This is a genomic window from Streptosporangium amethystogenes subsp. fukuiense, from assembly GCF_042665875.1.
GTDB lineage: Bacteria > Actinomycetota > Actinomycetes > Streptosporangiales > Streptosporangiaceae > Streptosporangium > Streptosporangium fukuiense.
Map to the genome: position 1 here is coordinate 508706 of NZ_JBHTEE010000001.1, position 24976 is coordinate 533681.

5 protein-coding genes are annotated in these 24976 nt (G+C 71.2%); all 5 read left to right on the forward strand.

The features are described from left to right. Window positions 1–32 precede the first annotated feature (32 nt). From ACFQVD_RS02285 to ACFQVD_RS02305, 5 genes are read left to right on the forward strand one after another with little or no spacing between them, the layout of a single operon-like run. A complete protein-coding gene (locus ACFQVD_RS02285; protein ID WP_386274248.1) occupies window positions 33–12497 on the forward strand; it encodes an amino acid adenylation domain-containing protein in 12465 nt (4154 codons plus the stop codon). Further along, complete coding sequence (locus tag ACFQVD_RS02290) at window positions 12494–20248, forward strand: amino acid adenylation domain-containing protein (RefSeq protein ID WP_386368360.1); 7755 nt, start codon at window positions 12494–12496, stop codon at window positions 20246–20248. The genes ACFQVD_RS02285 and ACFQVD_RS02290 overlap by 4 nt, the downstream gene beginning before the upstream one ends. After that, window positions 20245–24036 carry an amino acid adenylation domain-containing protein gene (locus tag ACFQVD_RS02295; RefSeq protein ID WP_343983259.1) on the forward strand — a complete coding sequence of 1264 codons (3792 nt, stop codon included), beginning with the start codon at window positions 20245–20247 and terminating at the stop codon, window positions 24034–24036. Before ACFQVD_RS02290 ends, ACFQVD_RS02295 begins: the two co-directional genes overlap by 4 nt. After that, entirely contained in the window at window positions 24033–24251 is a 219-nt protein-coding gene (locus tag ACFQVD_RS02300; protein ID WP_343983256.1) for an MbtH family protein, read from the forward strand. Before ACFQVD_RS02295 ends, ACFQVD_RS02300 begins: the two co-directional genes overlap by 4 nt. Then, entirely contained in the window at window positions 24248–24976 is a 729-nt protein-coding gene (locus ACFQVD_RS02305; protein WP_343983253.1) for a thioesterase II family protein, read from the forward strand. The genes ACFQVD_RS02300 and ACFQVD_RS02305 overlap by 4 nt, the downstream gene beginning before the upstream one ends.

Below are 24976 nucleotides of genomic sequence, written 5' to 3' on the forward strand. Positions count from 1 at the left end.
CGACGGTGTTCAGCAAGAATTCCCTCCTGCCATTGTCTGCAGCGCAGAGTGGAATATGGGACGCCCAGCGGATTATCCCTGGCGAACCGCTCTACATTGCCCAGTACATAGAGATCTCCGGCCCGGTCGATCCGGAGGTCTTCGCCACGGCCGTGCGACTCGCGGCCGGGGAGGTCGACGCCGTTCACGTACGGATCATCGGCGGCGAGACCGAGGAGGCGGGCCGGGCCGGCCGGGTCGGTCAGATCGTCGAGGAGCGCGAGGTGCCGTGCCCGTTCCTCGACCTCGCCGGGGGAGAACCGGGCGACGGGGGACTCGGTGCGGAGCGGGCCGCTCTGCAGTGGATGCGGGAGGACCTGCGCTCGCCGTTCCGCGAGGACGCGCTCGTGGCAACCGCCCTGATCCGGATCGCGCCCGACCGCCACCTGTGGTATCTGCGCTGCCACCACGTGGTCATGGACGGCTACAGCGGGCCGATGATCGCCCAGCGTCTCGCCGAGGTCTACACCGCACTGGCCGACGGCCGCGACCCCGGCCCCGGTGGTTTCCAGTCGCTGGCCACCTTGCTGGAGGAGGACGCCGCCTACCGCGCCTCCGACCACTTCCAGGCCGACCGCCGCCACTGGCACGGCAGACTCGCCGATCTGAGCGCGGTCCCCGCTCTCTCTCCCGGCACCACCGCCACCTCGCGGTTCAACCGGCGGAGCGCCACGCTCGGTGAGCACGACGCCGCCGCGCTCACCGAGGCCGCGCTCTCCCACGGCACGGCCGTCTCCGGATTCATGATCGCGGCGATCGCGGCCTTCGTGGGGCGCCTCACCGGAGCCCGCGAGGTGGTCCTCGGGCTGGCCGTCACCGCCAGGACCACGCCCGCCGCCCGGCGAACGCCGGGGATGCTCTCCAACGTGCTCCCGCTCCGCCTGACGGTCTCCCCGCAGACGACCTTCGGCGAGCTGTCCGCCCAGGTCACCCGGGAGGTCGGACGGCTGCTGGTGCACCAGCGCTACCGGTACGAGGACCTGCGCCGCGAACTTCGCGGCACGGTGGGCGACCGGCTGTTCGGCCCGGTGGTCAACATCATGCGCTTCGACTACGACCTGAAGTTCGCCGGTCACACCGCCGTCGCGCACCCGCTCTGCACCGGGCCGGTCGAGGATCTGTCGATCAACCTCTACGACGGCTCCGACGGGCGCGGGGTCCGCATCGACTTCGACGGCCACCCCGACCTGTACGGCGAGGCCCTGCTGGCCGACCACCACGGCCGTTTCCTGCGCTTCCTCACCCGCGTCGCCCAGGCGGGCCCCGGCATTCGCGTCGGCGCCGTGGAACTCCTCGACGAGGCCGAGCACATGCTCCTGGCCGACTGGGGCGCCGCGCCGCGCGAGGTGCCGCCGGGTACGGCCGTCTCCCTGTTCGAGGACCGGGTGCGGCGCGCCCCCGGTGCCGTCGCCGTCGTCGAGGGGGACACCGAGATCACCTATGCCGAGCTGAACGCGCGGGCCAACCGGCTGGCCCACCACCTCATCGCCCTCGGTGCCGGACCCGACCGCTATGTGGGCCTGTCGGTGCCCCGCTCCCTCGACATGACCGTCGCGTTCCTCGGCATCCTCAAGTCCGGCGCCGCCTACCTCCCCCTCGATCCCGGCCATCCGCCGGAGCGCCTGGCGACGATGCTCGCCGACGCCGCCCCTTCGGCCGTGGTGACCCGCGCCGACGCCGGGTTCCACACGCCGCCCGGCGTCGAGGTCGTCCAGATGGACACCTGGACCGGCGACGGCCTGCCCGCCACCGACCCGGTGACCGGGCTGCTGCCGGAACACCCAGCCTACGTCGTCTACACCTCCGGATCCACCGGGCGTCCCAAGGGGGTGGTGGTCACCCACGCGGGCCTGCCCGCGTACGCGCGCACCGAGATCGACAGGTACGCGGTGACCGAGGACAGCCGGGTCCTGCAGTTCGCCTCGATCGGGTTCGACGGGGCGGTGCTCGAATGGCTGATGGCCCTGTCGGCGGGTGCGGCGCTCGTGCCGGTGCCCGCCGGGGTGTACGGCGGTGAGCCGCTCGGCCGGTTCCTCGCCGAGGCACGTGTCACGCACGCGTTCATCACCCCCGCCGCGCTGGCGACGGTCCCGGTCAGACCGCTCCCCGGGCTGCGGACCCTGCTGGTGGGCGGCGAGGCGTGCCGCCCCGAGCTGGTCCGCCGCTGGTCCGCCGGGCGCCGGATGATCAACGTTTACGGGCCGACGGAGACCACGGTCGTCGTCACCTGCAGCGACCCGCTGACCCTCCCCGGCGAGACCCCGATCGGCCGCCCGGTCTACGACGCCCGCCTGCACGTGCTGGACGCCGGACTGCGCCCGGTCCCGCCGGGATCCACCGGGGAGCTGTACGTCTCGGGACCCAGCCTGGCACGCGGATACCTGGACCGGCCGGGGCTGACCGCCGAGCGGTTCGTCGCCGACCCCTTTGTGCCCGGCGGGCGGATGTACCGCACCGGCGACCTGGTCCGCTGGGGGGCCGACGGGCAACTCCACTACGTCGACCGCGCCGACCAGCAGGTGAAGGTGCGGGGTTTCCGGATCGAGCTGGGCGAGATCGAGGCGGTACTGGCCGCGCATTCCGGCGTCGAGCAGGCGGCCGTGCTGGCCCGCCGGGACCGGGGGCCCGAGCCGGGAGGAGACCTGCGGCTGGTCGGGTACGTGGTCGGCGGCGCGAGCGCGGAGGAACTGCGCAGGCACCTGCGGCGCTCCCTGCCCGAGTACATGGTGCCCGCCGCGATCGTGACGCTGGACGAGATGCCGCTGACCACCAACGGCAAGCTCGACCGGCGTGCCCTGCCGGAACCCGCGGGGGAGACCTCGGGCCGGGAGCCGGCGACCGACCGCGAACGCCTGCTGGCCGGGTTGTTCGCCGAGGTCCTCGGCCTGCCCAGGGCCGGGGCCGACGACGGGTTCTTCGACCTGGGTGGCGACAGCATCCTCGCCATCCGGTTCGTCTCCCGAGCACGGGAGGTCGGGCTCGCGCTCACCCCGAAGCAGGTCTTCCAGCACCAGACCCCCGAGGCCCTCGCCCTCGTCGCCCACGTCGCGGAGGAGCCCGCGGACGGCACGGATCCGAACGGCCCGGCGGATGACGGCACGGGAGCCGTCGACCTCACCCCGATCGTCGCCTGGCTCGCCGAGGGCGAGGGGCCGATCGAAGGATTCAGCCAGAGCGTGGTGCTCCGGGTACCCCCGGATCTCGGCCTCGACGACCTGACGGCCGCCGTCCAGATCGTGCTGGACCACCACGACGCGCTGAGGCTCCGGACGTCCACGCCTTCGGCGGGTGCCGGGGCGTGGGAGCTGGAGATCGCCCCGGCTGGAGCGGTCCTGGCAGCGGACTGCGTGCGCCGGGTGGAGGTCTCGAACGTTCCGGACGAGGTGGACGAGACGGTGGCCGGGTATGCCGAGCGGGTCCGGGGTGAGCTCGATCCCGGCACCGGACGGATGGTACGGGTCGTGTGGTTCGACGCGGGCCGCGAGCGGTCCGGACGGCTTCTGCTGGTCATCCACCACCTGGCCGTCGACGGGGTGTCCTGGCGGATCCTGCTGCCCGACCTCCTCGCGGCCTGGAGCGCCGGGAGAGCGGGTACCGAGGTACGCCTGCCCGAGCCCACCACCTCCTTCCGCGCCTGGGCGCGCCTGCTCCAGGCCGAGGCCGTGAACCCGGCCCGGGTGGCCGACCTCCCCGCCTGGACCGCGCTCCTCACGCCCTCCCCGCCGACCTCACCGGCGCGGGCCCTGCCCCGGGAGGCTCTCCCTCCCGCCGCGCCGGTACGCGAGCGGGGGACCTGGGGGGAGCGGCGGGAGACGGTCGTGGAGCTCCCCGCCGACGTGGCGGGGTCGCTGCTGGGCAGCGTGCCGGGTGCCTTCCACGGGAACGCCGACGACGTGCTGCTCGCCGGGCTCGCGGCGGCGGTCGCGAGGTGGAGCGGGCGGCGTTCCGTGCTCGTCGACCTGGAAGGGCACGGCAGGCAGCAGATCCTCCCCGGCGTGGACCTGTCCGCGACCGTGGGCTGGTTCACCGCCGTGCATCCCGTCAGGATCGACGCGGGCCCCGTCGACTGGGCCGATCTCAAGAACGGCGGCCAGGCCGCGGGCCAGGCGGTCAAGCGGGTGAAGGAGCAGCTCCGCGCTCTTCCCGACCCGCTGGGTTATGGCCTGCTGCGCCACCTCAACCCCGACACCGCACCCGCACTCGCCGCACTGCCCCAGCCGGAGATCGGTTTCAACTATCTAGGCCGGATCACCTCCTCCGGGCTGGACTGGGAGCCCGTGGCCGGCGGGCTGTCCGGCGGCCAGGACGCCGCCGCCCCGCTCAGGCACGGCATCCAGATCGACGCGATCGCCCTCGGCGACGTCCTCCGCGTCACCTGGACCTGGGATCCCACCCGCCACGCCGACAACCGGATCGCCGAGCTGGCCACCGCCTGGTCGGAGGCTCTGACCGGTATCTCCCGGCATGTCGGAGGCGGCCTCACCCCCTCCGACGTCGCGGTACCCCTCACCCAGGACGACCTCGACGAGCTCGGCCCCGGCCTCCAGGACGTCTGGCCGCTCGCCCCGCTCCAGCACGGCCTGTTCTTCCACTCCCTGCTGGAGGTGGACGTCTACACCGCCCAGCTGACCCTGGACCTGAGCGGCCCCCTCGACGCGCCACGGCTCAGGGCCGCCGCGGAACGCCTGGTCCGCGGACACCCCAACCTCCGTGTCTCCTTCGAGCTGCGCGGCGACCCGGTGCAGCTGGTGCACCGGAGGGTGGAGGTGCCGTGGCGGGAGGTGGCGGGAATCGACGCCGAGACGGTGGCCGCCGAGGAGCGGGCCCGGCGGTTCGACCTGTCCCGGCCGCCGCTGCTCCGTTTCGCGCTGGTACGGCTCGGACCCGGCAGGCACCGGTTGATCCTCACCAACCATCACATCCTGCTGGACGGCTGGTCGACACCGCTGCTGGCGGCCGAGCTGTTCGCGCTGTACTCGGGCCAGGAGCCCGTCCCCGCGCCACCGTACGAGAACTACCTGGCCTGGCTGGTCGGTCAGGACGGCGAGTCCACGCGGCGGGCCTGGGAGCACGCGCTGGACGGTTTCGACGAGCCCACCCTCGTCGCCCCGCACGCCCCGGCCGAGCCGGTCGCGCCCGCCAGGGTCACCGCCGAGCTCGACGACGGCCGGACCAGGGCGCTCACCGCTCTCGCCCGCACGCGCTCCAGCACGCTCAGCACCGTCATGCAGGCCGCCTTCGGCCTGCTGCTCGGCCGGCTGACCGGCCGCCGGGACGTCGTCTTCGGCGGTACGGTCTCCGGCCGCCCGCCCGAGTTGCCCGGGGTCGAGCGCATGGTCGGCCTGTTCATCAACACCCTGCCGGTCCGGGTCCGGCTCGACCCCGCGGAAACCGTGGGTGACCTGCTGCGCAGGCTCCGCGACGAGCAGGCGGAACTGCTGCCGCACCACCACGTCGGCCTTGCCGAGATCCGGCGCGGCCCCCTGTTCGACGCGCTGCTGGTGATGGAGAACTACCCCGTCGACTCCCGTACGGCGATCGGCGACCTTGACCTGACCTCGGCGGACGTGGCCGACGCGACGCACTATCCGATCACGCTGCTGGTCGTGCCGGGGGACGTGCTCCGTTTCCGGCTGCAGTACCGGCCCGACGTGTTCACCGAGGCGGAGGCCGCGGCTCTGCTCGACCGTTTCCTGGGACTGCTGGCCGAACTGGTCGCCGAGCCGGACACCGCCGTAGGCCGTCTCGACGGGCTCTCCTCGGGCGAGCCCGTGCCGGACCACCGGGACGACACGGCCGCGGACGTGCCCCGCACCACGCTGGCCGCGCTGTTCGAGGCCCAGGTCACGCGGACGCCGGACGCGACGGCGCTGGTGTTCGAGGGGGACGAGCTGAGCTACGCGACGTTCAACGCGCGAGCCAACCGGCTGGCCCGTCTGCTGGTGGCCGAGCACGGGGTGGGAGCCGAACGAGTGGTGGCGCTGATGCTGCCCAGGTCACCGGACCTGCTGGTCGCCATGTACGCCGTGATCAAGGCGGGCGCCGCCTACCTGCCTGTCGACCCGGGGCTTCCGGCGGCGCGGATCGCGTCGATGCTGGACGACTCCCGGCCGGTTCTGGTGATCGACGGTGACTGGCTGGGCCGTGCCGACGCCTCCGGGTATCCGGCTTCCGATCTCGGCCTGCCGCTCGTGCCGGAGAATCCGGCGTACGTGATCTACACCTCCGGTTCGACGGGGCGGCCCAAGGGGGTCGTGGTCACCCACGGTGCGATTGTCAATCGCCTGCTCTGGGCCCAGTCCGAGTATCGGCTGGGTCCGGCGGACCGCGTTCTGCAGAAGACGCCGGCCGGATTCGACGTGTCGGTCTGGGAGTTCTTCTGGCCGCTTCAGACCGGCGCCGCCCTGGTCGTCGCCAGGCCGGACGGGCACCGGGACCCGTCCTACCTCGCCGGGCTCATCGACTCCGAACGCATCACGGTCCTGCACTTCGTCCCCTCCATGCTGGCCGCCTTCCTGGAGGCGGTGCCCCCTTCTGGTTCGCCGGAGATGTCCGGAACGGGGGCGGCTCTTCGATTTCTCATCTGCAGCGGTGAGGCACTGCCGCCTGCGCTCGCCGACGAGGCGGCGGCCCGGCTGGGGGTGCCGGTGCACAACCTTTACGGCCCGACCGAGGCCGCGGTCGACGTCACCTTCTGGGAGCACCGTCCCGGCACCGAGACCGCCTCCGTGCCGATCGGTCATCCCGTCTGGAACACCCGCCTCCATGTGCTGGATTCGTGGCTGCGGCCGGTTCCGGCCGGGGTGGAGGGGGAGCTGTACCTGGCCGGGGCGCAGCTGGCGCGGGGGTATCTGGGGCGGGCGGGGTTGACGGCGGAGCGGTTCGTGGCGTGTCCGTTCGGTGGTCGTGGTGGGCGGATGTATCGGACGGGGGATGTGGTTCGGCGTCGTGGTGACGGGGTTGTGGAGTTCGTGGGGCGGGTTGATCAGCAGGTGAAGGTGCGGGGTTTTCGGATTGAGCCGGGTGAGGTGGAGGCGGTGTTGGCCCGGCATGGGTCGGTGTCGCGGGTGGTGGTGGTGGTGCGGGAGGACCGGCCGGGGGATCGGCGGTTGGTGGCGTACGTGGTTCCGGCCGAGGGGGTTTCGGCGGAGAGGGTTTCGGCGGAGGGGGAGGCGGCCTCGGTGGGTGCGGGGCCGGTGCTTGATGTGGGGGAGTTGCGGCGGTTCGCGGGGGAGGTGTTGCCGGAGTTCATGGTGCCGTCGGCGGTGGTGGTGTTGGGGGCGTTGCCGGTGACGGGGAACGGGAAGTTGGATCGGGCGGCGTTGCCGGCTCCCGAGGTGATTTCGGAGCCGGGGCGGGGTGCGCGTTCGGTGGTGGAGGAGATTTTGTGCGGGGTGTTCGCGGAGGTTCTTGGGGTGGAGCGGGTGGGGGTGGAGGAGTCGTTTTTCGAGTTGGGTGGGGATTCGCTGCTGGCGATGCGGTTGGTGGGTCGGGTGCGGTCGGTGCTGGGGGTGGAGGTTTCGGTCCGGGCGGTGTTCGAGGCTTCGACGGTGGCGGGGCTGGCGGCGTGGATTGGCGGGGTCGGTGGGGGTGGGGTGCGTCGGAGGGTGGTGGCGCGGGCGGAGGCCGGGGTGGTGCCGTTGTCGTTCGGGCAGCGGCGGTTGTGGTTTTTGAATCGGTTGGGGGTGGGGGCGGGGGTTTACAACGTGCCGGTGGTGTTGCGGTTGGTGGGTGGGGTGGACGCGGGGGTGTTGGGGGTGGCCCTGCGGGATGTGGTGGGTCGGCATGAGAGTTTGCGGACGGTGTTTCCCGAGGTGGACGGGGTGGCGTGTCAGCGGGTGCTGGACACCGCGGAGGTGCCGTTCGACCAGGTGAGCGTCGGGGAGGGCGAACTGGCCGACGGACTGCGCGCCTTCGCGGGACGCGGTTTCGACCTGGAGGCGGAGCTGCCACTGCGGGTGAGGCTGTTCACCCTGAACCCGGGTGAGCATGTGCTCGCTCTGGTGTTGCATCACATCGCGGGTGACGGGTGGTCGATGGCGCCGTTGGCGCGGGATGTCCTGGCGGCGTATGCGGCGCGGTCTCGGGGGGTGGCGCCGGGGTTCGTGCCGTTGCCGGTGCAGTATGCCGATTACGCGGTGTGGCAGCGGGAGTTGCTGGGGTCGGAGTCGGATCCGGGGAGTCTGGTCAGTGCGCAGGTGGCGTTCTGGCGGTCGCGGTTGGCGGGGTTGCCCGAGGAGTTGGCGTTGCCGTTCGATCGGCCGAGGCCCGCGGTCGCCTCCCACCGGGGCGGCACGGTTCCGGTGACGGTGGGGGCCGAGACGGGGCGGCGGCTCAGGGCGTTGGCGCGTGAGATGAACGCGACGGTGTTCATGGTGGTGCAGGCCGGGTTGGCGGCGTTGCTGACCCGGTTGGGGGCGGGTTCGGATGTTCCGATCGGTTCGGTGGTGGCGGGTCGGGTGGATGAGGCGTTGGACGATCTGGTGGGGATGTTCGTCAATACGTTGGTGTTGCGGACCGATACCTCGGGGAATCCGGCTTTTCGGGAGTTGGTCGGGCGGGTGCGGGAGGTGGATCTGGCGGCGTACGGTCATCAGGATCTGCCGTTCGAGCGGTTGGTGGAGATCGTCGCTCCGGCTCGTTCGATGGCCCGCCATCCCCTCTTCCAGGTGGCCCTGGCGTTCCAGAACAACCCCGTCCCGGTGCTGGAGGTCGACGGCCTTGAGATCCGGCAGGAGCCGCTGGACCTCGGTGTCGCCAGGTTCGACCTGCTGATGTCCCTGACCGAGACGGGCGATGGCCTGACCGGTGTCGTCGAGTACGCCGCCGATCTGTTCGATCGGGTGACGGTCGAGGAGATGGTGGTGCGGTTCGGGCGGTTGCTGGAGTCGGTGGTCGCCGATCCGGGTGTCCGGTTGAGTGAGATCGATCTGTTGGGTCCGGTCGAGCGTGAGGTCATTCTCGGTGAGTGGGCGGGGCGGGGGGTGGTGTCTGCCGGGTCGACGTTGGTGGAGGAGTTCGAGGCTCAGGTGGCGGCTTCGCCGGATGCGGTGGCGGTGGTGTGTGAGGGGGTGGAGGTGTCGTATGGGGAGTTGGACGCGCGGGCAGGGGTGTTGGCGGGGGTGTTGGTGGCTGCGGGGGTGGGTCCGGAGGGGTTGGTGGTGTTGGTGGTGCCGCGGTCGGTGGAGTTGGTGGTGGCGGTGGTGGCGGTGGTGAAGGCGGGGGGTGGGTATGTGCCGGTGGATCCGTCGTATCCGGTGGAGCGGGTGGCGCAGATCGTGGGGGATGCGGCTCCGGTGGTGGCGGTGGTGGTGCCGGGGACGGAGGGGGTGTTGCCGGCGGGGATGGCGCGGGTGGTGCTGGACGGTTCGCAGGTTTTGGTCGAGGAGCCATGGAGGGACGCTCCGACCTCAACCTCTGCCCCGGCTTCGGCCTCGGTTCTGACCCCGTCTCCGAGTTCGTCCCCGGCCTCTACTTCGGCTCCGGCCCCGGCTTCGGTTCCTGTTTCGGCGGTGGGTGGGGGGCGGGGGGTTCTTCCTGGTCATCCGGCGTATGTGATTTTCACGTCGGGGTCGACGGGGCGTCCGAAGGGGGTGGTGGTCTCGCAGGGGAGTGTGACGCGGTTGCTGGCGTCGACTCGGGAGTGGTTCGGGTTTGGAAATTCTGATGTGTGGGTGTTGTTCCATTCGTATGCGTTTGATTTTTCGGTGTGGGAGTTGTGGGGGGCGTTGTTGTCGGGTGGCCGGTTGGTGGTGGTGTCGTTTGAGGTGAGTCGTTCGCCGGTGGAGTTCTTGGAGTTGTTGGTGGAGTGCGGGGTCACGGTGTTGAATCAGACGCCGTCGGCGTTTTATCAGTTGATGGCGGCGGAGCGGGATCTGGGTGGGGCGGATCTGTCGTTGCGGTATGTCATCTTCGGCGGGGAGGCGCTGGAGGTGGGGCGACTGCGTGACTGGTACGACCGCCATTCCGAGAGTGCGCCGCTGCTGGTGAACATGTATGGGATTACCGAGACGACGGTGCACGTCACTTACGCGGCGTTGAATCGCAGAATGGCGGAGGATGGTGCTTCGAGTGCTATTGGGGTGGGAATTCCGGATTTGCGGTTGTATGTGTTGGATGAGTTTTTGCGGCCGGTGCCGGTGGGTGTGGTGGGGGAGTTGTATGTGGCGGGTCCGGGGTTGGCGCGGGGTTATGTGGGTCGGGCGGGGTTGACGGCGGAGCGGTTTGTGGCGTGTCCGTTCGGTGGTCGTGGTGGGCGGATGTATCGGTCGGGGGATTTGGTGCGGTGGGGGCGGGGTGGGGGGTTGGAGTATGTGGGCCGGGTTGATCAGCAGGTGAAGGTGCGGGGTTTTCGGATCGAGTTGGGGGAGGTCGAGGCGGTGTTGGCGGCGCATCCGCTGGTGGCGGATGTGGCGGTGGTGGTGCGGGAGGACCGGCCGGGGGATCGGCGGCTGGTGGCGTACGTGGTGGCGGACGCGACGGACACGGCAATGGATCTGTCGGGTGGGTTGGATGTGGGGGGTTTGCGGCGGTTCGCGGGGGAGGTGTTGCCCGATTACATGGTGCCGTCGGCGGTGGTGGTGGTGGAGGCGTTGCCGTTGACGGGGAACGGGAAGCTGGATCGGGCGGCGTTGCCGGCGCCGTCGGTGTCTGGGGTGGGGTCTGGGCAGGTGGCGGGCGGGGTGTTGACGGCGCGTGAGGAGGTGTTGTGCGCGCTGTTCGCGGAGGTGCTGGGGGTTGAGCGGGTGGGGGTGGATGAGGGGTTCTTCGATCTGGGTGGGGACAGCATCGTGGCGATTCGGTTGGTGGCTCGGGGGCGTGCGGCGGGGGTGGTGTTCTCGCCTCGGGATGTGTTCCGGTATCAGAGTGTGCGGGAGTTGGCCGCGGTCGCGGTCGAGGAGCGGCAGCGGCGGGGTGAGCCGGAGGGGGCGGGGGTCGGGTGGTTCCCCGCGACCCCGATCATGGCCTGGCTCGCGGAGCGCGAAGGTCCTGTCGCCGGTTACAGCCAGACGGTCGTCCTGCAGGTTCCTCCCGGGCTGGGGCTGGATCGTCTGACCTCGGCGGTGCGGGTGGTGCTGGATCACCATGACGTGCTGCGGTTGCGGGTGTCGGTGGACGGGGGGTACGAGGTCGCTCCGCGGGGGGCGGTCGCGGCGGGTGGGTGTGTGCGCCGGGTGGAGGTGTCGGGGGATCTGGCCGCCGCGGTGGCCGAGGAGGCGGTCGTCTCGCGGTCGGGGTTGGATCCGGAGACCGGGCGGCTGGTCCGGGTGGCGTGGTTGGACGCCGGGGCGGAGGTGTCGGGCCGGCTGGTGGTGACGGTGCATCATCTGGCGGTGGACGGGGTGTCCTGGCGGATCCTGCTGCCGGATCTGTTCACCGCCTGGCACGCGACCGGTCAGGAAGCGGCCCCGCCAGCGGCGGCTCACGAGGAGGCCGCTCACGAGGGGGCCCCGCGAGAGGCGACCGCTCAAGAGGGAATCGCGCTGGAAGCGGCCACTCAAGAAGCGGTCGGTCGGGGAACCGTCCCGGTGCTGGAGCCGGTGCCCACCTCCTTCCGTACCTGGGCACACCGCCTGCACGACGAGGCTCCCAACAGGGTCGGCGAACTCGACCACTGGGCGGAGATCCTCGACGGCCCCGATCCGCGTATCGGGCGCAGGTCCCTCGATCCGCGTCTCGACACCGCTGCGACGTTGCGCAGTCTCCGCCGTACCCTGCCTCCGGAGAGGGCCGAACCTCTGCTGGCGGCCGTCCCCGCCGCGTTCCACGGCCGGGTCAACGACGTGCTGCTCGCCGGGCTCGCCCTGGCCGTGACCCACTGGCGCAGGAGGCGCGGCGCCCGGGGCACCTCCGTCCTGCTCGACCTGGAGGGGCACGGCCGTGAGGAGATCTTCCCCGACGTCGACCTGTCCAGGACCGTGGGCTGGTTCACCACCATCCACCCCGTCAGGCTCGACCCGGGGCTGACCGGCTGGTCCGACGAGAGGGCCGCGGCTCAGGCGATCAAAAAGGTCAAGGAGCAGCTCAGAGCGCTGCCCGACCCGCTGGGTTACGGGATGCTCCGCCATCTCGCACCGGAGACCGCGCAGAAGCTCGCCGAGCTTCCCCGTCCGCAGATCGTGTTCAACTACCTCGGCCGGGTCGCGGTCACCGAAGGCGACTGGAACCTGGTTCCCACCGAGATCGGCGGCTACGACCCCGGGATGCCGGTGGCCCACGTCCTGGAGGTCAACGTGACCACGCACGACCGGCCGGACGGCCCCCACCTGGAGGCCGTCTGGTCCTGGCCCGAGGGGGTGCTCGACGAGGCGGAGGTCGCCGAGCTGGCCGAGACCTGGTTCGAGGCGCTCGCCGGGCTGGCCGAGCACGGCGCGGGAGGACACACGCCGAGCGACCTCCTGGTCGACCTGGACCAGGGGGAGATCGACCGCATCCAAGCCGCGTGGGAGAAGCGTTGACGCAGGTCCAGGACATCCTCCCGCTCTCGCCGCTGCAGCAGGGCCTGTTCTTCCACGCCCTCCACGACGAGCACGACCTCTACACCGCACAGGTCACCCTCGACCTGGACGGCCCGCTGGACGTCCCCGCGCTCCGCGCCGCCGCCGCCAGGCTGCTCGAACGCCACTCCAACCTGCGCGCCGCCTTCTGGCACGAGGACCTCAGCCGGCCTGTCCAGGTCATCCCGGACAGTGTCGAACCGTCCTGGCGAGAGGTCGAGGGGGCAGATCCGGCCGTGGTGGCCGCGGAGGAGAGGGCACGCCCGTTCGACCTGGCGGTGCCGCCGCTCATCCGCTTCGTTCTCGTACGGCCGGAGCCCGGCAGGCACCGGCTGATCATCACCAACCATCACATCCTGCTCGACGGATGGTCCACCCCGCTGCTTGTCACAGAACTGCTGGCGCTCTATCTCGGTGTGGAGGCCCCGCCCGCGCCGCCGTACAAGAACTACCTGGCCTGGCTGTCCCGCCAGGACCGCGCCGCCGCGAAGGACGCCTGGGACCGGGCGCTGGAGGGCATTGACGAGCCGACGCTGGTGGCGCCCGCCGCGGGCGCGCCCGTGACGCCGGGCAAGGTCGCCACCGAACTGGGCGCCGACCTGACCGCCGCGCTGACCAGACTGGCCCGTCGCCGTGGCGTCACGGTCAACACGGTCCTGCAGGGAGTGTGGGGACTGCTGCTCGCCAAGCTGACCGGCCGCGAGGACGTCGTCTTCGGCGCGGTCGTATCGGGCCGCCCGCCCGAGCTGCCCGGGGTCGAGCACATGGTCGGCCTGTTCATCAACACCGTGCCCGTCCGGGTCCGGCTCCGGCCCGCCGAGCCCGTCGGTGAAATGCTGGAACGCCTCCAGGACGAGCAGGCGGAGCTGATGCCCCACCATCACCTGGGGCTGACCGAAATCCAGCGCGGCATCCTGTTCGACACCGTCACCGTGCTGGAGAACTACCCATTCGATCCCTCCACCGCCGGTACCGCCCTTGGCGAGGTCCGGCTGACCGGCTTCGGCTCGACAGACGCCCACCACTACCCTCTCGCCCTCGCCGCCCTCCCCGGCGACCGCCTCACCCTGCGGCTGGACCACCGCCCCGACCTGTTCAGCACCGCCGAGGCCCGGCGGCTGCTCGACCGGATGAGCCTGCTGCTCACCGCGATCGTCACCGACCCGGACACGCCGGTCGGCCGGATCGGCATCCTTGACGTCGCCGAGCACAGACAGGCCGTCGAGGAGTGGAACGAAACCGGCGCACCGGTGCCGCGCCGTACGTTGCCCGAGCTCTTCGAAGCCGCCGTCACCCGTGACCCCGAGGCCACCGCGCTGGTCCACCTCGGCGAGAGTGTCACGTACGGGCAGCTCAACGGCCGCGCCAACCGTCTGGCTCGGCTGCTGGTGGCCGAGCACGGAATCGGCCCCGAGCGGTTGGTGGCGCTGAGGCTGCGCCGTTCCGCCGATCTGGTGGTCGCGGCGCTGGCCGTGCTGAAGGCGGGCGGTGCGTACCTGCCCGTGGACCTCGGCTACCCGGAGGAACGGGTCGCCTATATGCTCGCGGACGCCGCCCCCGCCCTGGTGATCGACGCCGACTGGCTGGCCGGGGTCGACACCTCCGGATACGTGGAGTCCGATCCGGGTGTGCCGCTCGTGCCGGAGAGTCCGGCGTACGTGATCTACACCTCCGGTTCGACGGGACGGCCCAAGGGTGTCGTGGTCACCCATGCCGGCATCGCCGCCCTCGCCTGCTCGCAGGTCGACAGGTTCGGGATCACCCCGGACAGCCGTGTTCTGCACTTCGCCTCGCCGAGCTTCGACGCCTCGGTCATGGAACTGCTGATGGCCTTCGCGGCCGGGGCAGCCCTTGTCATTCCTCCTTCCGGCGCCTACAGCGGAGCCGCGCTGGCCGATGCCCTGCGGGATGCGCGGGTCACCCATGCCCTGATCCCCCCGGCGGCCCTGGCGGGGGTTCCGGAGGTCCCGCTGCCCGACCTGCGGACTCTGATCGTCGGCGGGGACGCCTGCGCGCCGAATCTGGTGGACACCTGGGCCCCCGGCCGTCTGATGATCAACGCGTACGGCCCGACAGAGGCGACCATCGCCGCCACCATGAGTGCCCCCCTGACGGCGGGTGAGATCCCGCCGATCGGCTCGCCGGTGCGCGACGCGCGGGCGTACGTGCTGGATTCGTGGCTGCGGCCGGTTCCGGCCGGGGTGGAGGGGGAGCTGTACCTGGCCGGGCCCGGTCTCGCGCGGGGGTATCTGGGGCGGGCGGGGTTGACGGCGGAGCGGTTCGTGGCGTGTCCGTTCGGTGGTCGTGGTGGGCGGATGTATCGGACGGGGGATGTGGTTCGGCGTCGTGGTGACGGGGTTGTGGAGTTCGTGGGGCGGGTTGATCAGCAGGTGAAGGTGCGGGGTTTTCGGATTGAGCCGGGTGAGGTGGAGGCGGTGTTGGCCCGGCATGGGTCGGTGTCGCGGGTGGTGGTGGTGGTGCGGGAGGACCGGCCGGGGGATCGGCGGTTGGTGGCGTACGTGGTTCCGGCCGAGGGGGTTTCGGCGGAGAGGGTTTCGGCGGAGGGGGAGGCGGCCTCGGTGGGTGCGGGGCCGGTGCTTGATGTGGGGGAGTTGCGGCGGTTCGCGGGGGAGGTGTTGCCGGAGTTCATGGTGCCGTCGGCGGTGGTGGTGTTGGGGGCGTTGCCGGTGACGGGGAACGGGAAGTTGGATCGGGCGGCGTTGCCGGCTCCCGAGGTGATTTCGGAGCCGGGGCGGGGTGCGCGTTCGGTGGTGGAGGAGATTTTGTGCGGGGTGTTCGCGGAGGTTCTTGGGGTGGAGCGGGTGGGGGTGGAGGAGTCGTTTTTCGAGTTGGGTGGGGATTCGCTGCTGGCGATGCGGTTGGTGGGTCGGGTGCGGTCGGTGCTGGGGGTGGAGGTTTCGGTCCGGGCGGTGTTCGAGGCTTCGACGGTGGCGGGGCTGGCGGCGTGGATTGGCGGGGTCGGTGGGGGTGGGGTGCGTCGGAGGGTGGTGGCGCGGGCGGAGGCCGGGGTGGTGCCGTTGTCGTTCGGGCAGCGGCGGTTGTGGTTTTTGAATCGGTTGGGGGTGGGGGCGGGGGTTTACAACGTGCCGGTGGTGTTGCGGTTGGTGGGTGGGGTGGACGCGGGGGTGTTGGGGGTGGCCCTGCGGGATGTGGTGGGTCGGCATGAGAGTTTGCGGACGGTGTTTCCCGAGGTGGACGGGGTGGCGTGTCAGCGGGTGCTGGACACCGCGGAGGTGTCCTTCGAGATTGTCCGAGTCGGCGCCGACACGCTCGGGCCCGCGCTGGCGGCCGAGGCGGGGCGGGGCTTCGACCTGACCGTGGAGACGCCGCTGCGCGCCCGCCTCTTCGAGCTTGACTCCTCCACCCGGATCCTGCTGCTGGTGTTGCATCACATCGCGGGTGACGGGTGGTCGATGGCGCCGTTGGCGCGGGATGTCCTGGCGGCGTATGCGGCGCGGTCTCGGGGGGTGGCGCCGGGGTTCGTGCCGTTGCCGGTGCAGTATGCCGATTACGCGGTGTGGCAGCGGGAGTTGCTGGGGTCGGAGTCGGATCCGGGGAGTCTGGTCAGTGCGCAGGTGGCGTTCTGGCGGTCGCGGTTGGCGGGGTTGCCCGAGGAGTTGGCGTTGCCGTTCGATCGGCCGAGGCCTGCGGTCGCCTCCCACCGGGGTGACACGGTCCGGCTGGAGGTCAGCCGAGAGGTTCACCGCGGCCTGCTGAAGCTGGCGCGCGAGGCGAACGCGACGGTGTTCATGGTGGTGCAGGCCGGGTTGGCGGCGTTGCTGACCCGGTTGGGGGCGGGTTCGGATGTTCCGATCGGTTCGGTGGTGGCGGGTCGGGTGGATGAGGCGTTGGACGATCTGGTGGGGATGTTCGTCAATACGTTGGTGTTGCGGACCGATACCTCGGGGAATCCGGCCTTTCGGGAGTTGGTCGGGCGGGTGCGGGAGGTGGATCTGGCGGCGTACGGTCATCAGGATCTGCCGTTCGAGCGGTTGGTGGAGATCGTCGCTCCGGCTCGTTCGATGGCCCGCCATCCCCTCTTCCAGGTGATGCTCGCCTTCCAGAACAACCCCGTCCCCGCCCTTCAACTCGACGAGTTGTCCATCTCCGTCGAACCGTTCACCCCGGACACCGCCAAGTTCGACCTCCAACTCACCCTTGCCGAGCGTCCCGGTGGCGGCCTCGAAGGCGGCCTGGAGTTCAGCCTCGATCTGTTCGATCGGGTGACGGTCGAGGAGATGGTGGTGCGGTTCGGGCGGTTGCTGGAGTCGGTGGTCGCCGATCCGGGTGTCCGGTTGAGTGAGATCGATCTGTTGGGTCCGGTTGAGCGTGAGGTCATTCTCGGTGAGTGGGCGGGGACCGGCACCGCGTCTGCCCCGTCCACGATCGTGGAGGAGTTCGAGGCTCAGGTGGCGGCTTCGCCGGATGCGGTGGCGGTGGTGTGTGAGGGGGTGGAGGTGTCGTATGGGGAGTTGGACGCGCGGGCGGGGGTGTTGGCGGGGGTGTTGGTGGCTGCGGGGGTGGGTCCGGAGGGGTTGGTGGTGTTGGTGGTGCCGCGGTCGGTGGAGTTGGTGGTGGCGGTGGTGGCGGTGGTGAAGGCGGGGGGTGGGTATGTGCCGGTGGATCCGTCGTATCCGGTGGAGCGGGTGGCGCAGATCGTGGGGGATGCGGCTCCGGTGGTGGCGGTGGTGGTGCCGGGGACGGAGGGGGTGTTGCCGGCGGGGATGGCGCGGGTGGTGCTGGACGGCTCGCAGGTCGTGGCGGGTGCGGGACTGTCGGGGGATGTCCCGGTCTCGGCCTTGACCCCGGTGCCGGTGGTGGGTGGGGAGCGGGGGGTTCTTCCTGGTCATCCGGCGTATGTGATTTTCACGTCGGGGTCGACGGGGCGTCCGAAGGGGGTGGTGGTCTCGCAGGGGAGTGTGACGCGGTTGCTGGCGTCGACTCGGGAGTGGTTCGGGTTTGGAAATTCTGATGTGTGGGTGTTGTTCCATTCGTATGCGTTTGATTTTTCGGTGTGGGAGTTGTGGGGGGCGTTGTTGTCGGGTGGCCGGTTGGTGGTGGTGTCGTTTGAGGTGAGTCGTTCGCCGGTGGAGTTCTTGGAGTTGTTGGTGGAGTGCGGGGTCACGGTGTTGAATCAGACGCCGTCGGCGTTTTATCAGTTGATGGCGGCGGAGCGGGATCTGGGTGGGGCGGATCTGTCGTTGCGGTATGTCATCTTCGGCGGGGAGGCGCTGGATGGCGGCCGTATCGCCGAGTGGCATGGTCGTGGGATCTCCCTGGTGAACATGTACGGGATTACCGAGACGACGGTGCATGTCACTTATGCGCCGCTGGATGTGGACAGCGCGGCCGGATTGATCGGGGTGGGAATTCCGGATTTGCGGTTGTATGTGTTGGATGAGTTTTTGCGGCCGGTGCCGGTGGGTGTGGTGGGGGAGTTGTATGTGGCGGGTCCGGGGTTGGCGCGGGGTTATGTGGGTCGGGCGGGGTTGACGGCGGAGCGGTTTGTGGCGTGTCCGTTCGGTGGTCGTGGTGGGCGGATGTATCGGTCGGGGGATTTGGTGCGGTGGGGGCGGGGTGGGGGGTTGGAGTATGTGGGCCGGGTTGATCAGCAGGTGAAGGTGCGGGGTTTTCGGATCGAGTTGGGGGAGGTCGAGGCGGTGTTGGCGGCGCATCCGTTGGTGGCGGATGTGGCGGTGGTGGTGCGGGAGGACCGGCCGGGGGATCGGCGGCTGGTGGCGTACGTGGTGGCGGACGTGACGGACACGGCAGTGGATCTGTCGGGTGGGTTGGATGTGGGGGGTTTGCGGCGGTTCGCGGGGGAGGTGTTGCCCGATTACATGGTGCCGTCGGCGGTGGTGGTGGTGGAGGCGTTGCCGTTGACGGGGAACGGGAAGCTGGATCGGGCGGCGTTGCCGGCGCCGTCGGTGTCTGGGGTGGGGTCTGGGCAGGTGGCGGGCGGGGTGTTGACGGCGCGTGAGGAGGTGTTGTGCGCGCTGTTCGCGGAGGTGCTGGGGGTTGAGCGGGTGGGGGTGGATGAGGGGTTCTTCGATCTGGGTGGGGACAGCATCGTGGCGATTCGGTTGGTGGCTCGGGGGCGTGCGGCGGGGGTGGTGTTCTCGCCTCGGGATGTGTTCCGGTATCAGAGTGTGCGGGAGTTGGCCGCGGTCGCGGTCGAGGAGCGGCAGCGGCGGGGTGAGCCGGAGGGGGCGGGGGTCGGGTGGTTCCCCGCGACCCCGATCATGGCCTGGCTGAATGACCTGGCCGGGCCGATCGGTGACTTCAGCCAGACGGTGGTTCTTCAGGTTCCGCCCGGGTTGGGGCTGGATCGTCTGATCTGCGCGGTGCGGGTGGTGCTGGATCACCATGACGTGCTGCGGTTGCGGGTGTCGGTGGACGGGGGGTACGAGGTCGCTCCGCGGGGGGCGGTCGCGGCGGGTGGGTGTGTGCGCCGGGTGGAGGTGTCGGGGGAGCCGGGGGATCTGGCCGTCGTGGTGGCTGAGGAGGCGGCGGTTTCGCGGTCGGGGTTGGATCCGGTGGCCGGGCGGCTGGTCCGGGTGGCGTGGTTGGACGCCGGGCCCGAGGTGTCGGGCCGGTTGGTGGTGACGGTGCATCATCTGGCGGTGGACGGGGTGTCCTGGCGGATCCTGCTGCCGGATCTGTTCACCGCCTGGCACACGACCGGTCAGGAAGCGGCCCCGCCAGCGGCGGCTCACGAAGAGGCCGTTCACGAGGGGGCGGTTCAGCCGACCGTCCCGGTGCTGGAGCCGGTGCCCACCTCCTTCCGTACCTGGGCACACCGCCTGCACGACGAGGCGGCCCGCAGGGTCGGCGAGCTCGATCACTGGACCCGCACGCTCGGTGGCGGCACCGGGCGGCTGGACCCGTCCACGGACACCTTCGCCACCCAGCGCCACCTCACGCTCGAACTTCCCGCCGATGTCACCGTTCCGCTGCTCACCCGGCTCCCGGCGGCGTTCCGCGGCCGGGTCAACGACGTGCTGCTCGCCGGGCTCGCCCTGGCCGTGACCCGTTGCACCGGGCAGCGGGAGGTCCTCCTCGACCTGGAGGGACACGGCCGTGAGGAGATCTTCCCCGACGTCGACCTGTCCAGGACCGTGGGCTGGTTCACCACCATCCACCCCGTCAGGCTCGACCCGGGTCCCGCCGACTGGACCGACCTTCCGGGGCCCACCGCCGCGCGGGCGATAAAACGGGTCAAGGAGCAGCTCCGTGCGACTCCCGGCGAAGGCATCGGTTACGGCCTGCTCCGCCACCTCAACCCCGTCACCGCGCGGGAGCTGGCCCGCTGTCCCGTACCGGAGCTGGCCTTCAACTACCTCGGCCGCGTCGAGGCCGCCACAGGTGCGGACTGGTCCCCGGCGCCTGAGTCGGAGGCGGTGGGCGGTGGGCACGCGGACGACCTCGCGCTCCCGCACGCGCTGGAGGTCAACGCCCTCACCAGGGACCTGCCGGACGGGCCGCGCCTCTCGGCGACCTGGTCGTGGGCCGGGCGCCTGTACGGCGAGGAGCAGGTCAGGGAACTGGCCGAGGCGTGGTTCACCGCCCTCACCGGCCTGTCCCGACACACCGGAGACGGCCTGACCCCGTCGGACCTGCTGATTTCCATCAGCCAGGAAGAGATCGACGCGTTCGCGGCGGAACTCGACGCGGAGTGGAGCGCACGGTGAGCCAGCTTGAGGACATCCTGCCGTTGTCGCCGCTGCAACAGGGCCTGTTCTTCCACGCCGTGTTCGACGAGGCGGCGCCCGACGTCTACACCGCGCAGCTCGTGCTGGAGCTGGAGGGCGCCCTCGACGTCCCCGCGCTGCGGGACGCGGCCTGCCGGCTGGTGCACCGCCACGCCAACCTGCGGGCCTCGTTCCGGCAGCGGGCGGGGGGAGATCCCGTGCAGCTGGTGCACCGGCGGGTGGAGGTGCCCTGGCGGGAGGTGGCGGGAACCGACGCCGAGACGGTGGCCGCCGAGGAGCGGGCCCGGCGGTTCGACCTGTCCCGGCCGCCGTTGATGCGGTTCGTGCTGGTACGGAGTGGCACCCAGAGATACCGGCTGGTTTTCACCAACCATCACATCCTGCTGGACGGCTGGTCGACACCGCTGCTGGCGGCCGAGCTGTTCGCGCTGTACTCGGGCCGGGAGCCCGCCCCCGCGCCGCCGTACCGCAACCATCTGGCCTGGCTGGCACGCCAGGACCGGGCCGCCGCGCGGGAGGCGTGGTGCCGCGCCCTGGACGGGGTAGCCGGGCCGACCCTCGTAGCCCCGGACCTCGCCACCCGGACGCCGGTGAATCCCGGATGCGTCCGAGCCCACCTCGACGAGGACCTCACCGGCCGCCTCACCTCTGTGCTGCGCGCCCGATCGCTCACCCTCAACACGGCGGTCCAGGGGGTCTGGGCGCTGCTACTGGCCCAGCTGACCGGCCGCGACGACGTCGTCTTCGGCGGTACGGTCTCCGGCCGCCCACCCGAGCTGCCCGGCGCCGAACGCATGATCGGGCTGTTCATCAACACCCTGCCGGTCCGGGTACGGCTGCACCCCGCCGAGACCCTGGCCGGGCTGCTCGAACGCCTCCAGGCGGAGCAGTCCGAGTTGTTCGCCCATCACCACCTCGGCCTGTCCGACATCCAGCGCGCCTGCGGGCTGGGGCGGCTCTTCGACACCATGACGGTCCTGGAGAACTACCCTCTCGACACCGCGACCCTGAACGACCGTTCCGCGGAAGCGGGCGTGGAGGCGGGACTGCGGCTCGCGGGTGCCTCGGGCAGCGACGCGACCCACTACCCGCTGGCCCTGGCAGTCGTCCCCGGTGAGCGCCTCTCCCTGCGACTCGACCATCGCCCCGACGTCGTCCCGCACGCCGAGGCCGTCGGGCTCCTGGACAGGCTCGTCCTTCTTCTCGGGGCCGTCGCCGCCGACCCCGAGCTGCCGCTCGCCCGGCTCGACCCGCTCTCCGCCGACGAGCGCGTCCGGATCCTTGACGAGTGGAACGGCCCCGAACCCCCTCCCGTGCCCGGGGCCGCGGCGACGATCGCGAGTGCCTTCGCCGAGCGGGCGCGGCGGGCGCCGGACGCCGAGGCCGTCGTCGGCGACGGCTTCTCCCTCAGCTACGCCGAGCTGGACGGCCGGGCCAACCGGCTGGCTCACCGGCTGATCGGGCTGGGCGTCCGCCCTGAGACGCCGGTCGCGGTCCTGCTCGACAGGTCCGCCGACGTGGTCGTGACGACCCTGGCCATCGCCAAGGCGGGGGGAGCCTACGTCCCGATCCACCACGGCTACCCACCGGACCGGATGAGCTGGGTGATGGCCGACACCGGCGCTCCGGTACTGGTGACCGACCGTTCCCCCGGATTCGAGCACGCCGCCCAGGTGGTCCGGGTGGACGAGCCCGTCCCGGCCGATCCGGCACCGCCGGAGCCACGGGTCGAGGTTCACCCCGAGCATCTCGCGTACGTCATCTACACCTCGGGTTCGACGGGAACACCGAAGGGGGTCGCGGTGCGGCAGTGCGACGTCGTGGCCCTGGCCGCGGATCGCAGGTGGGAACGGCACCGGCGGGTGCTGATGCACTCGCCGCACGCCTTCGACGCCTCCACCTACGAGATCTGGGTGCCGCTGCTCCGCGGCGGCACCGTCGTCATCGCGCCGCCGGGCGACCTCGGTCCCGGCGCGTTCGCCGGTCTCGTCGCCAGGCACCGCCTGACCGCGCTGTTCATCACGACGGCACTGTTCAACCTGGTCGCGGAGGAGGCGCCGGGCACGTTCGCGCCGCTCGCCGAGGTCCTCACCGGCGGTGAGGCCGCCTCGGCAGCGGCCATGCGCCGGGTGCTGGCGGCCTGCCCGCGGACCCTGCTCGGCCATGTCTACGGACCCACCGAGACCACGACGTACGCCACCCACCACCCTGTCTCCGCTGTCTCCCGCGCCGGCACGCCGCCCATCGGGCGGGCCATGGACGGCATGCGCGCCTACGTGCTGGACGGCTTCCTGCGGCCGGTCCCGCCGGGGGCACCGGGCGAGCTGTACCTGGCGGGCGCCGGGCTGGCCCGCGGTTATCTCGGCCGCCCGGCGCTGACCGCGGAACGGTTCGTCGCCTGCCCGTACGGCGGGCGGATGTACCGGACCGGGGACGTGGTCAGGTGGTCGGCGGACGGCGAGCTGGAGTACCTGACCCGTGCCGACCGCCAGGTCAAGCTCCGGGGGTTCCGCATCGAGCCGGCGGAGATCGAGGCGGCCCTGGCCGGGCACCCGGATGTCGTCCAGGTGGCCGTGACCGTCCGTGACCGCCGCCTGCTCGCCTACGTGGTCGGCGCCGTGGCGGCCGAGGAACTGCGGCGGTTCGCCGGGCGGACGCTCCCCGAGTACATGGTGCCGTCGTCGGTGATCGGCCTGGACGCGCTGCCGCTCACCCCGAACGGGAAGGTGGACCGCGCCGCCCTGCCCTCGGGGTCCGCTCCCGCCGCGGGGCGTGACCCTCGCACCCCCGAGGAGGAGTCGCTCTGCCGGCTGTTCGCCCAGGTGCTCGGCCTGGAGCGGGTCGGCGCCGACGACGGGTTCTTCGACCTGGGGGGTGACAGCATCGGCGTGATCCGGCTGGTCTCCCTCGCGGCGCGGGAGGGGCTGGTGATCAGCCCGCGCGAGGTGTTCGCCCACCAGACGGCCGAGGCGCTCGCCCGCGCGCGGGGGAAGAGCACGCGGGACCTGGGAGAGGGCGGGCTGGAGATGCTGCTCCCGCTGCGTGCCTCGGGCTCCCGGCCGCCGCTGTTCTGCGTGCACCCCGGTGCCGGGCTCGGCTGGCCGTACGCGGGACTGCTCCGCCACCTCGGCCCCGACCAGCCCCTTTACGCCTTCCAGGCCAGGGTGTTGGCCGAGCCCGACTATGTGGCCCCGTCGATCGAGGCGATGGCCCTGGACTACCTGGAGCGCCTGCTCCAGGTCCGGCCGCACGGGCCGTACCGGCTGGCGGGCTGGTCCATGGGCGGCCTGATCGCCCACGCCATGGCCGTGGAGCTGCGCGAGCGGGGGGAGGAGGTCGCGCTGCTGGCGCTGCTCGACTCCTACCCGGGCCAGGAGATCAACCCGGACGAGCGCGATGTGCTGGTCGAGTTGCTCTCGGCCATCGACTACGACGGGCCGGGCGAGATCGGCGACGTCGTGGAGTTCCTGCGCGAGCGGGGCGGCCCGTACGCCACGCTGGACGAGCGGACGCTGACGGCGGTCTACCGGAACTACCGGAACGGTGTGAAGATTTCCGAGGAGTACGTACCGAGGATGTTCGAGGGGGATGTGCTCTTCGTGACCGCGGCACACGGCCACGAGGAGGGCGGTCCCACGGCTGCCGACTGGAAGCCGTACGTCACCGGCGCCATCCGTGATCACCAGGTCGCCTGCGACCATGCGAACATGTTGAGTCCCGGGCCCGTCGCGGAGATCGCCGCCCTTCTCAGAGAGGACACAGAGTGAGCAGCAACCCGTTCGAGGACCCCGAGGGCGTCTATCTGGCGTTGATCAACGACGAGGGCCAGTACTCTCTCTGGCCCGCCTGGTCGGAGATCCCGGCGGGCTGGACCGTCGCCTTCGGCGAGGACTCCAGGCAGGCCTGCCTGGACCACATCGAGGCCAACTGGACCGACATGCGGCCCAACAGCCTGATCCGGGCACACGAGGGAAACGTATGACCTGGCTGCGCTGCGCCTCCCCCCGCCCGGGGGCGACCACGCGGTTGTTCTGCTTCACGCACGCGGGCGGGTCGGCCACCGCCTACCGGGACTGGCCCGCGCTGCTACCCGGCTCCGTCGAGCTCCACGCGACGCAGCTGCCAGGCAGGGCGGACCGGTTCGGAGAGCCGTCGCCGGAGGACATGGACACGCTGGCCGACCTGGTGACCGAGGCGATGTCGCCGCTGCTCGACCGGCGTTTCGCGCTGTTCGGGCACAGCATGGGAGCGACGCTCGCCTACGAGGTCACGCGCCGCCTGGAGGCCAGGGGACTCGCCCCGGCGCGGCTTCTGGTGTCCGGGGCGAGGGCACCGCACGAGTCCCGGGAGAGGCGCGCGATCTCGGAGTACGACGACGACCGCCTCGTCGCCGAGCTGGCCAAGCTCGGCGGTACCGAGGTGGAGATCCTCTCCCACCGGGCGATGCGCGAGATCGCCCTGCCCTACATCCGCGCCGACTTCCGGCTGGTCGAGGCCTACCGCCATCGCCCGGGGCCCCCGTTGCACACCCCGATCTCCGCCCTCGTCGGCGACGCGGACCCGGAGGTCACCCCGGCCCAGGCCAAGTCGTGGGAGGCCCGCACGATCTCCGACTTCTCTCTCACGATCTTTCCCGGCGACCACTTCTACCTGCAGCCGCAGCGCGCGCCGGTGGTCGGGGAGATCACCCGGCTGCTCGCGGGCTGA